The 10036-nt window shown below is 59.3% G+C and carries 8 protein-coding genes; 6 read left to right on the top strand and 2 right to left on the bottom strand.

Annotation, left to right across the window (positions count from 1 at the left end; translation table 11 throughout):
• The 6 genes from QZY07_RS08095 to QZY07_RS08070 all read left to right on the top strand — a co-directional run.
• On the top strand, window positions 1–417 hold a 417-nt coding region (locus QZY07_RS08095; protein WP_295401427.1), incomplete at its 5' end, for a homoserine O-succinyltransferase.
• A gap of 512 nt (window positions 418–929) precedes the next feature.
• On the top strand, window positions 930–1205 hold the full coding sequence (locus QZY07_RS08090; RefSeq protein ID WP_295401426.1) for a hypothetical protein: 276 nt from the start codon (window positions 930–932) through the stop codon (window positions 1203–1205).
• A 169-nt stretch (window positions 1206–1374) separates the two neighbouring features.
• Entirely contained in the window at window positions 1375–4272 is a 2898-nt protein-coding gene (soeA, locus tag QZY07_RS08085; protein WP_295401425.1) for a sulfite dehydrogenase subunit SoeA, read from the top strand.
• A gap of 88 nt (window positions 4273–4360) precedes the next feature.
• Window positions 4361–5083: a sulfite dehydrogenase subunit SoeB gene (soeB, locus tag QZY07_RS08080; RefSeq protein WP_295401424.1), complete on the top strand. Its 723-nt coding sequence runs from the start codon at window positions 4361–4363 to the stop codon at window positions 5081–5083.
• A 56-nt stretch (window positions 5084–5139) separates the two neighbouring features.
• The gene (soeC, locus tag QZY07_RS08075; RefSeq protein ID WP_295401422.1) at window positions 5140–6117 is read left to right on the top strand and encodes a sulfite dehydrogenase subunit SoeC; all 978 of its coding nucleotides are present in this window, start codon (window positions 5140–5142) and stop codon (window positions 6115–6117) included.
• Window positions 6118–6149: 32 nt separating this feature from the next.
• A complete protein-coding gene (locus QZY07_RS08070; RefSeq protein WP_295401420.1) occupies window positions 6150–6980 on the top strand; it encodes an FkbM family methyltransferase in 831 nt (276 codons plus the stop codon).
• Window positions 6981–6999: 19 nt separating this feature from the next.
• Here the strand turns inward: QZY07_RS08070 and hflD are convergent, their stop codons facing one another.
• Both hflD and mnmA read right to left on the bottom strand, forming a co-directional pair.
• The gene (gene hflD / locus QZY07_RS08065; RefSeq protein WP_295401419.1) at window positions 7000–7629 is read right to left on the bottom strand and encodes a high frequency lysogenization protein HflD; all 630 of its coding nucleotides are present in this window, start codon (window positions 7627–7629) and stop codon (window positions 7000–7002) included.
• 96 nt (window positions 7630–7725) lie between these two features.
• Window positions 7726–8847 (bottom strand): tRNA 2-thiouridine(34) synthase MnmA, encoded by a 1122-nt coding sequence (gene mnmA / locus QZY07_RS08060; protein WP_295401417.1) that lies wholly within the window; start codon window positions 8845–8847, stop codon window positions 7726–7728.
• Window positions 8848–10036 lie beyond the last annotated feature (1189 nt).

Genomic DNA, 10036 nt, shown 5'->3' with positions numbered 1-10036 from the left:
GCCGTCAGCGCGGACGGCTTCCGGCAGATCTTCTTTCAGGGGCACCCCGAGTACGACATGATCTCGCTGCTGAAGGAGTACAAGCGCGAGGTCAGGCGGTTTGCCGCCGGCGCGCGAGTCGACTATCCGCCCTTCCCGGAGAATTATTTCAGCCTGCAATCGCGCGCCATTCTGGAGGAGCATCGTGGTCGGATGCTGGAGGCGCTGGATCAGGGGCGCGAGTTACCCGTCTTTCCGGAAGACCGGATCGTGGCCCGGCTGCACAACACCTGGCACGACACCGCGCAGGGCGTGGTCGGCAACTGGATGGGGCTGGTCTATCGGGTCACCCATAATGACCGGAGGCTGCGTTTCATGTCGCATGTGAACCCGGACGATCCGCTGGCGCTGGGGTGGAACGGGGCGCGCTCGCTTTAGGATTCGCTCGCGTCAAGCGAAATGCATCGTTGCGACGGAAGATCTGGACAGGATAAACAGGATTTTTAGCGCGTGGTTGCCGAGCCTGTTCATGCTGTCCAGGTCGAGCAGGAAAGCGATTTTTTGGAAACTCCCTCAACCGATGCGTTCAGGCGACATGCACCATTGTTCCAGTGTCCTTCCCGCCAGTTTCAGCGCAATGATGCGCGCTGCCAATCGGTTTTTTCGCCGCTAGCGTTGCACAAAAGTAACAGTCTATTTTGCTCTTGCTCTCGCGAATTTTGCGGAATCTTCGTGAATTCGTTGGGTGCATCACGAAATTTTCTGATAAGCAGAGTTGTCGCTTGTTGCTTTTTAAGCTAAACTTAAATCATGAGATGCGGCATGTGACCAAAAAGGAACGCCCTGTTGTGCGGTTGCTCCAAGATTGGGTGCGGTGGGCAGCTCAGCCGGTTTCCCGGGCGGGATAACCAGCTCCTCCAAAAATAAAGATTCCACTGAGAAGGTCTGTCATGTTTGACTCAACTGAAAACGCGATCCGCTACAAATGGGATCCACGCACCTATACCGGCTTCAAATTGCGTTTTGATGCCGACGGCGCGGCCAAGGGCGGCCACTGCTGCTTCCATGTCGAAGACTGGACCTGCCGGACCGTGACCAACGAATGGCCGTGCGAGGATCTGGATGAGGCGCTGGAAGTGCTCAACCATTTCTTCAGTGTCGACATCAGCCATGAGCGCGAGCGCCTAAGCGCTTGGTTACCGAGCGAGTACCGCGCGGCGGCCTAGACCTCCAGCGCGCCATCAAAGATTCGTCAGGGGCCGTTCGCGGCCCCTTTTTTTGTCTCGGGCGCATCGATCTTCTTAATTCCTAATCTTGTGTGGGTTTGAAACATCCACTGTCTGGCGCTTAGAATGCGAGCCTTGTCTCGTTTCGTTCTCGCCGAAGGTATCCCTCATGCAGGATCCAGTTGCTTACTCGGACAGTCTGGTTGGCCGAGTCGAGGTCAAGGAAACCACCTGTTACATGTGCGCCTGCCGCTGTGGGATCCGGGTGCATCTGCGCGACGGCGAGGTCCGCTATATCGACGGCAATCCGAATCATCCGCTCAATAAAGGCGTGATCTGCGCCAAGGGCAGTTCGGGGATCATGAAACAGTATTCGCCGGGGCGGATCACCCGGCCGCTGCGGCGCAAGGCAGGCGCCGAGCGGGGCGCCAGTGAGTTCGAGGCGATCTCCTGGGACGAAGCCTTCGGGATGCTGGAAACGCGGCTCGCCAAGCTGCGCGCCGAGGATCCGAAAAAGTTCGCGCTCTTCACCGGCCGCGATCAGATGCAGGCGCTGACCGGCATGTTCGCCAAGCAGTTCGGCACTCCGAACTATGCGGCCCACGGCGGCTTCTGCTCGGTCAACATGGCCGCCGGACTGATCTACACCATTGGCGGTTCCTTCTGGGAGTTCGGCGGGCCGGACTTGGAGCGGGCTAAGCTGTTCGTGATGATCGGCACCGCCGAGGATCATCATTCCAACCCGCTCAAGATTGACATCTCCGCCTTCAAGCGCCGGGGCGGGCGCTTCATCTCGGTCAATCCCATCCGCACCGGCTATTCGGCCATCGCCGACGAGTGGGTGCCGATCAAGCCCGGCACCGACGGGGCGCTGCTGCTCGCCATCGTCAACGAGATCATCAAGCAGGGGCTCTATGATCGCGACTTCCTGATCCAGTACACCAATTCCGCCGAGCTGGTGGTGGACGATCCGCAACGCGACAACCACGGACTCTTTTACCGCGCCGAGATGCATGTCGAGGAGGGCTGTTTCGACCCTCAAAACAAGCTCTGGTGGGATCGCGAGATCAACGGCCCGATCAGCACCCACACGCCGGGCGCCGAGCCGCGTCTGATGGGCAGTTACACCCTGCCGGACGGCACCCCGGTCAAGCCGGCGTTCCAGTTGCTGAAAGAGCGTGTCGAGCAATACACCCCCGAGTGGGCGGCGCCGATCACCGGCATCCCCGCCGAGACGATCCGCCGGCTGGCCCACGAAATGGGCGTGACCGCGCGCGATCAGAAGATCGAACTGCCGATCACCTGGACCGACTGCTGGGATAACGAACATGACTCGGTGACCGGCAACCCGGTCGCCTTCCACGCCATGCGCGGGATGGCCGCGCACTCTAACGGCTTCCAGACGATCCGCGCGCTCGGCATCCTGATGACCGTGCTCGGCACCATCGACCGTCCCGGCGGATTCCGTCACAAGGCGCCCTATCCGCGCCCGATCCCGCCCTGTCCCAAGCCGCCGCACGGCCCCGAGGCGGTGCAGCCGAATACCCCGCTCGACGGCATGCCGTTGGGCTGGCCCGCGAAGCCCGAGGATCTGTTCGTGGACGCGGACGGCGAGGCGGTGCGTATCGACAAGGCGTTCTCCTGGGAGTATCCGCTCTCGGTTCACGGCCTGATGCACAACGTCATCACCAACGCCTGGCGCGGCGATCCCTACCCGATCGACACCCTGCTGCTGTTCATGGCCAACATGGCCTGGAACTCGTCGATGAACACCAGCGAAGTGCGCAAGATGCTGGTCGATAAGCAGCCGAACGGCGAGTACAAGATCCCCTTCCTGGTGGTCTGCGACACCTTCGCTTCCGAGACCGTGGCCTTCGCCGATCTGGTGCTGCCCGATACCAGCTATCTGGAGCGTCACGACGCGCTCTCCATGCTCGACCGTCCGATCTCCGAGTTCAATGGCCCGGTGGACGCGGTGCGCATCCCGGTGCTGCCGCCCAAAGGCGAGTGCAAGCCGTTTCAGGAGGTGCTGGTCGAACTCGGCTCGCGGCTCAAGCTGCCGGCCTTCACCAACGCCGATGGCAGTCGCAAATATCGCGACTATCCGGATCTGATCGTCAATTACGAGACCTCGCCCGGTTCCGGGATCGGCTTCCTCGCCGGCTGGCGCGGCAAGAGCGGCGATCAGTTCCTCAAGGGCGAGCCGAATCCGCGCCAGTGGGAGATGTACGCGCAGAACGGCTGCGTCTTCCACCATGAATTGCCGCCCAGCTATCAGTACATGCGCAACTGGAACAAGGGCTATCTGCACTGGGCGCGCGCCCACGGCATGATCCGCTACGCCGAGCCGATCACGCTCCATCTCTATTCCGAGGTGCTCCAGAAGTTCCGGCTCGCCGCGCAGGGCAAGTGGCCCGGTCGCCAGCCGCCCGAGCGTCTGCGCAAGCGGGTCGAGACCTACTTCGATCCCTTGCCTTTTTACTACGATCCGCTGGAGACGCAGGTCACCGACCCCCGGCGCTATCCGCTCAACGCGCTGACCCAGCGTCCGATGGCCATGTACCACAGTTGGGACAGTCAGAACGCCTGGTTGCGGCAGATCCACAGTCACAACTATCTGTTCCTGAATCCCCGCGTGGGTCTGGAGCAGGGCTTCGGCGACGGCGACTGGATCTGGGTCGAGTCGCCGCATGGCCGGGTGCGCTGCATGTGCCGCTTCTCCGAGGCCGTCGAGCCCGGCACCGTCTGGACCTGGAACGCCATCGGCAAGGCCGCCGGCGCCTGGGGACTGGGCGCCAACGCCGACGAGGCGCGCAAGGGCTTCCTGCTCAACCATGTCATCGCCGAGGAACTGCCGCCCTGCGAAGCGGGCGATCATCTCTCCAACTCCGACCCGATCACCGGGCAGGCCGCCTGGTTCGACGTGCGGGTGCGGGTCTACAAGGCCGCCCCTGGCGAGGAAAAAATCACCTCGCCGCAGTTCAAGCCCATGCCCCGCCTGCCGGGTCAGGACAAGCCGCGTGGCAAATGGCAAGCCTATGTGGCTGGCGTCTTCGGTAAACGATAACGCCTGCGGCGACCATCCCGGGAGCATCGTCGGCATCCAGCCGGCGCATCATCCTGGCGGCTGGACGCTGGTGGCTGGAGGCTGAACAATGACTCAACTCGCACTCGTCATCGATCTGAATGTCTGCGTCGGCTGCCATGCCTGCGTGACCTCGTGCAAGGAATGGAATACCTCCGGCTGGGCCGGTCCCATGGTGGACCAGCATCCCTACGACGGATCCCCGACCGGTACCTTTTTCAACCGGGTGCAGACCTTCGAGGTTGGGGTCTATCCCAAGACCGAGACGGTCCATTTCCCCAAGAGCTGCCTGCACTGCGAGGAGCCGCCCTGCGTGCCCGTCTGCCCGACCGGCGCCTCCTACAAGCGCCCGGACAACGGCGTCGTGCTGGTCGACTACGACAAATGCATCGGCTGCAAATACTGCTCCTGGGCCTGTCCCTATGGCGCGCGCGAGCTGGACGAGCAGCAGCAGGTGATGAAGAAATGCACCCTCTGCATTGATCGCATCACGGATCCGAAGCTCTCCGACCGTGACCGCAAGCCGGCCTGTGTCCTGGCCTGCCCGACCAGTGCCCGACTCTTTGGCGATGTCCATGATCCGGATGCCGAGGTCTCGATCGCGATCCGCGAGCGCGGCGGTTATCAGCTGATGCCCGAATGGGGCACCAAACCGGCCAATCATTACCTGCCGCGTCGCAAGACCGTGATGCACATCGATCAGGACGAACTCACGCGCGTCGACAACCCGCTGCGCAAGGAAGACCTGACGACCTACACCGGCGAGGAAACCCTCGACGACGTGGCTTGGTAAATTTGGCGTAGGGTACGCATCGCGTACCGTTTATCTGACCAACTCGGAACAAATCCATGCATCCTGCCTTTTCAGTCATTTTCCTAACCACGCTGATCGGTGCCGGTCAAGGTCTGTTCCTCGCCATGGTCACCGGGCAACTCTACGCCATCGCGCGTTTTCTGCCGGTCCAGGCCGATCAATTCTATGCGGTCGGTAGTCTGGTGGCGCTTGTCCTGCTGCTGGCCGGGTTGGCGTCTTCCTTCTTTCATCTCGGTCGTCCCGAGCGCGCCTGGCGGGCCGCGGCCAAGTGGCGCACCTCCTGGCTGTCGCGCGAGGTGATCGTGCTGCCCATCGTCATGGCCCTGGTTTTTGGCTATGGCGTGGCGCACTGGATGGGCTGGACCCAGCCGCTGTTCCAGGTCGGCGAGTCGCTGCAAGTGGACGCCACGCTCCTGCTGGGTCTGCTGGGAACGCTGGCGAGCTTCGCGCTCTTCCTCTGTACCGCGATGATCTATGCGGGGGTTAAATTCCTCCAGGAGTGGCACACGCCATTGACGGTGACCAATTTCACCTTCCTCGGAGCCGCTTCGGGATTCATGCTGGCCGCCGCCTATTCCGCCTACATCGGTAACCCGCTGGTCTCCTTCTTCGGTACCTGGGCGGTCATCCTGACCCTGGTGGGGCTGGCCTCGCGACTGGCGCATCTGTCGCGCAATGCCCATCTTAAACACAAGAGTACCGTCCAGACGGCAATCGGCGTCCGTCATACCGCCGTCGTCCAGAAGGCCCAGGGCGCCACTGGCGGGAGCTTCAACACCCGTGAATTCTTTCATGGCCAGAGCCAGTCGACCTTTGCTCGCGTGCGGCTCGTCTTTCTGGTGCTGGTCTTTCCGGTCCCGATTCTCCTGATCGGCGCCGCCTATGTGACCGAATCGCCCACTTTGCCGATCCTCGCGTTTGTCACCCAATATCTTGGCTTGATGGCCGAACGCTGGTCATTCTTTGCCGAGGCGAGACACCCGCAAAATCTGTATTATCAGTCGGTGGCTTAATTGGAACTCGACTTCTTGCCAAGGAATATCCAATGACCATCGAACCTGGGTCGCTCATTGATTTGCAGATGGTTGGCGCCGAAAAATGGGGGTTGCATCTATTTGAGGAAATCATCAAGGCGTTCTACCGGAAGATACTGATTCCGGGGGACCAGGTGGTCGATGGCGGCGCCAATGCTGGTCTGCATACGATTCCACTTGCCGAGGCGGTTGGAGAACATGGCCGCGTTCTTGCGTTTGAGCCTATTCCCTGCTTGGTGGAATCATTAATGAAGACGCTCAACGAGCGAAACATAAAGAATGTTCAGATTCGTCAGACTGCACTCTCTTTGCGTCATGGAACGGCCAAGTTTCACTGGTTAAAAAACCGTGCGGCTGAGAGTAGCCTGTCGAACGCAAGAATCGATCCTGCTCAGGATGAAGTTGAATCTTTCGATGTGACGACGGTCAGGTTGGACGATATCCTTCCCACCACCTTCGATCGGTGTAGATTTATCAAACTCGATCTGGAGGGAGCCGAGTTCGATGCATTGCGTGGAGCGAGACAATGCCTTCTGCGTGACCGCCCGACGGTTATTCTTGAGTTTGGATATCATGCCGCGGCACAGGCATGGGGTTACGATCAGGCGGAGTGGGATGCCTTTTATGACGCGGTTGGATATCGACTCTATGACCTTGTCGGGCGGCCGTTGCTGCATCGGCCCTGGGGTGAACTTGGATCCTATATCTGGTATCTGATCGCAGTACCGAAAGATTCAAGTGACGAATCATTGGTTCTGGATGGATTGATGGATGAAGTCGCACCGATCGCAAAGGAATGGTCTCTGGCCATGGCCGAGGGTCGACTTCCGCGTTCCGCTTGATTGATTCAAACCAATTGGTTCATGTCTGTGAGCGAGCGTTGATATAGCGCCGCGCATCTTCGAGGATCTGTTTATTCTTGAACAAAATCTGCCAGCGGGTGCCACCGACCTGTCGCCACAGCCTGGCGGCGCGCACACCGGCGAGGAGCAGCGCGCGAATCCGGTTTTGGTTGTCCGGATTGCGCAGATGTGAGGATTCGCCGCGAATGACGATCCGTGGGTCCAGTTGACTCAAGGTCTCGCTGTAGAGATCGGCAAAGTGGGCGAGCAGATTGGGATGGAGCAGGGCGAAATGTTCGCGTTTCAAGGATGCCGCCTCGATGCCCTCGCCAATGCGCGTTAACAGATCGGGGCGTCCTGAGAGCGTGCGCTCCAGCTTCATCAAGAGCACGACATAGCGAGTCAGTTCCAGATTGCGCTCGGGGACGCCAGTCAACGAAGAGACGATCAGGCGCGCGCCATTCGCAACCGCGCCCGGTTCGCCAAACACGGCATCCACGTTCTCCGCGTTGACTTGGAACAGACTATCAATGCAGGGCTCCATGGAAGCGGTGTCGGTGGTTCCCTGTCGGGCGATCTGGATCACGCAATGAACGGCCTGATAGATGCCGGCAAGGGCGATGACTCGGTCCAGATTGTCGTGGGGCATTGGTTTGGAATCTCTAGTGTGATTGAGCCAATCGGTATTGAAGTCCGAAGGCATGTTGAAATCAGAGTGTAAACCGCGTCGTGCCTGAACATCATGCTACTGACTCGAAGCGCTCCATCCCTGGTCGATCACGGCTCCCCCCAAACACTCGCCATCGCGATAAAAAACGATCGACTGTCCAGGCGTCACCGCGCGCTGCGGCTCCAGGAAGCGCACCTGACAGCCGAGATCGTCCGCGCTCAGCACCTCGCACTCCTGCAGCGGCTGGCGATGGCGCAGCCGGGCCTGACAACGCAAGGGCAGATCTGGCGCGCATCCGGCGATCCAATGCGGACGCAGCCCGCTCAACCCGCGTGACATCAGCCGTGGGTGATGACTGTCCTGGACCAGGATCAGCGCATTGCGCCCGGCCTCCTTCGCCGCCACATACCAGGGCGCCTCGCGTCCGCTGGACACGCCGCCGACGCCAAGTCCCTGACGCTGACCGATCGTGTAATAGGCGAGCCCCTGATGCTCGCCCAGGGTTACGCCCTCCGGCGTTTCGATCGGTCCAGGCACGCGCGGCAGATACTGGGCCAGAAAGTCTCGAAAACGCCGCTCGCCGATGAAACAGATCCCGGTGCTATCCTTTTTCCCGGCATTCGCAAGTCCGATCTCGCGGGCGATGGCGCGCACCTGGGGCTTGGTCAGATCATGCAGCGGAAACAGGCTGCGGGCCAGTTGAGCTTGATCGAGCAGATGCAGGAAATAGGTTTGATCCTTCTCGCCATCCTGACAGAGCGAGAGATGACTGCCCCGGTCGTCGTGCGTGACCCGTGCATAGTGACCGGTCGCGATGGCATCGGCACCCAGCCAGAGCGCGTGATCCAGAAAGGCCGCGAACTTGATTTCGCGGTTGCACAGGACGTCCGGATTGGGCGTCCGCATGGCCTGGTACTCGCGCAGGAATTCGGCAAAGACCCGCTCCCAGTATTCGGTGGCGAAGTTCACCGTATGCAGCCGGATGCCGAGTCGTGCGGCGACGGCTCGGGCGTCGGCCAGATCCTGGGCCGCCACGCAGTAGCCGGCCCGATCGTCTTCCTCCCAGTTTTTCATGAAGAGCGCCTCGACCTCGTAGCCCTGTGCGAGCAGGCGATGGGCGGCAACGGCCGAGTCGACGCCTCCGGACAGGCCGACCATGATGCGTTTTTGCATGCGAGTCGATGGTGTGGAGATCATGACGACTCTCTAACGATGTGGGGCCGTGGCCTTAGCCGGCCTCAAGATGCCTGCGGCAGAGTTGACCGTGAATGTGCAGTCTGTCGGAATTTGAAAAAAAGTACATAAAATATGTTGACACTAATATTCTAATACTCTAATAAATAGGGCATGGGCTTGCATGCACAAGCCTTGCGACTCGGAGTCAGATTCCCGCAATCTTTTCGCGCGACTTGATTTCGTCTCTAAAACTTTGTTTATTTGGAGAATATCATGAAATACGCAGCTATTCTGAAAGAACTGACCGGTAGCGAACTGGTGTCGATCACGATTGTTGTGGTTGCACCCTTGATGATGGTTTATGCCTTGCTGTTTTGAAAATTTCTGTTTTCTGGTTGAGCCACGGCACGCTTTGCAGCCGCCTTGATGCCTGGCTGCGGTGTGCCGTGTCGGATCTGCTTTCAACATTACCCGCGGCAGGCCTTGACGTTGCTTGGTGTTGGTGCCGCCTGCCTTCGCCTGACCTCGAAAATCGTTTCTAATCCGCGAACATTCATCGCAAACCCCATCACAGAAACCGTTTCTTCGGTTTAATTGCCCGCTGTTCCTGGCACGGGCAAGCGCCTAAAGTCTTCGCGTCATTTTCGCCTCTCATAAACTTTCAGATCCCCCCGCCAGCGGCACGAAGCCCTACACGAAGCCCTAACTGAGCGGAGCCGAAGGGAGGCTGCGATCATCGCTTGCGCCCTTCGTCCTGACCATTTACCGCGCAGATAAAGGGGTTAGGTGACCCTAACCATGGTTGCCTGCACACCTTCAACGCCCCCGGCAGGGTGCCGGTGGCGATTCTCTTCGCCGCCCTTCTTCATCATTATTGAAGAAGTCGCTAAATCGCTCATCCGGGCGATGCAATAACCAACGATAACTGGTGATCGTAAAGCAGTTTGCATAAGGATTGTCGACTGAATTAAAAAGCGTAGCCAAGAGGCTGTCATCGGTAATTAAGAATTTTCTTATAACGCGATTTAACGAATTGGTTTTATATTGATTTTAGATATTTAGGTCTTACTTCGAAGACTGTCGTTAAGTAACGAGTGAGAAATAAGTTATACGTCAAGTCAATCATAAGCCCCTTGAACAGGCGGTTGCGCTCAGGATGATGTGTAACTTGTTAGTGAACCGTTCCTAATAGTATCTTCACGTCTCGTTT

Origin of the sequence: uncultured Thiocystis sp., from assembly GCF_903866365.1 — a bacterium.
Taxonomy (GTDB): domain Bacteria; phylum Pseudomonadota; class Gammaproteobacteria; order Chromatiales; family Chromatiaceae; genus Chromatium.
This window is presented reverse-complemented; position numbering and strand designations above follow the sequence as displayed.